Source organism: Tepidimonas thermarum, assembly GCF_007556705.1.
Lineage (GTDB): Bacteria > Pseudomonadota > Gammaproteobacteria > Burkholderiales > Burkholderiaceae_C > Tepidimonas > Tepidimonas thermarum.
This window is the reverse complement of sequence record NZ_VJOL01000113.1, coordinates 1-1,412: the sequence shown is the minus strand read 5'-3', so window position 1 is coordinate 1,412 and position 1,412 is coordinate 1. Positions and strand designations below refer to the sequence as shown.

The following is a 1,412-nucleotide window of genomic DNA, read 5'->3' as shown; positions in this document are numbered from 1 at the left end:
GCGCCATCCAGTCCGTTCTCGAGCAAGATCGCATAAGCGGCTTCCAAGGGGTTGGTTTCGACTCGTATTGCCATGAGGGTTACACTCCTTTCTCGAAGTCATGGCGTCAGACCCACCCTCGCGCTGTCTGCTGGGCGGGGAGCGTAGGCGCGTAGCGCCGGAGATCCCCGCCCAGCAGACAACCGGCAAAATGGAATTTACAGAAAGAACGATACACAACTGAAGTCGAAAGTGTAGCCGAGACGTCTTTGCACGAGCTTGAAGCGAGCTTGAAAGAAAAATGTCCAATAGCGGCGCGTTACGGTAATGTGTCCGATCTTATTTTGTCCACCTCTGCATTGCTGCAAGAAAAGCTACCCAACACGCGTGGCATGATCGAGATGGACAAGAAGCAGATGCTCGCCAACTGGCCGAAGCTGCAGCGCGGGCTTGAACGCATGGCGTTGTTCTTGGACGGCCAGCGCGTATTCGACGAAGCTCGGTTGCCGACGAATGCCGTGTTGCCAGTCATTGCGGCTGCTTATGAATTCATTCCAGAGGATGGTGATTTCCTGGCTAAAGCGGAGAAGCTTCTACGACGCTACCTATGGTCTGCATTCTTTACCGATCGCTACGAGAACTCCGCGGCATCGCGTGCATTTGCCGACTTCAAAGCTATCAAGGAATTGCTAAAAAATCCCGGCTTTAGCGATGCCGACTTGGCGGCGGTGCCAGTCCTGAATCGTTCCGAATTTCCACTGGCCGATGTGGACTCACTGATGGCTGCCGGTTGGCCAAAAGCGGCGGGTATAGAAGCTCGCGCCATTTTGGCGGTAACGACCTATCTTGGCGCGATCGATTTTGCAGATCACAAACCAGCAACCTACGACAGCATTCAAAGGCGTGAATATCACCATATTTTCCCGGATGCGCTGCTATCGGAAGTCGGGATGCCAAGCTACTTGGCATTAAATTGCGCACTCATTACGTGGAAAACCAATCGGATGATTGGCCGCAAAGACCCACTGGAGTACCTGCAAGAGCGCGTTGATTGGGCCGACGAGAACGTGGTTCGAGAGCGTCTGAAGTCCCATTTGATTTCTTTCGACTTGCTTTGCAAAGCGCATTACGCCGGCATGGAAGGTGATTTGCTCAAACAAAAACTGGAGGTTGACTACAACGAGTTCCTACGTGATCGCGCTAAGCTAGTCGTTGCAGCGATGAAATCTCTTGCTGGGGGGGATAGCCCTACGCTTGAAACGTTGTGGTCTACGCATCTAACAAACAATGCCGATGTTGCGGCAGCTAGGGAAACACTGATTTATTCCCCTCCCGCCCCCTGCGCGGGAAGCCTGAGCGCCGCAGGATGTGGAACAATCCCTGGTACGGCTTGGGGGCAGTAGCAGCGATGATGCAGACCAGCTTTTCCGACT

Annotated in this window: 1 protein-coding gene; it reads left to right on the top strand. The window is 53.6% G+C overall.

The window, feature by feature from the left end; translation table 11 throughout:
* Positions 1–248 precede the first annotated feature (248 nt).
* Entirely contained in the window at positions 249–1,382 is a 1,134-nt protein-coding gene (locus Tther_RS13130; protein ID WP_185975102.1) for a hypothetical protein, read from the top strand.
* Positions 1,383–1,412 lie beyond the last annotated feature (30 nt).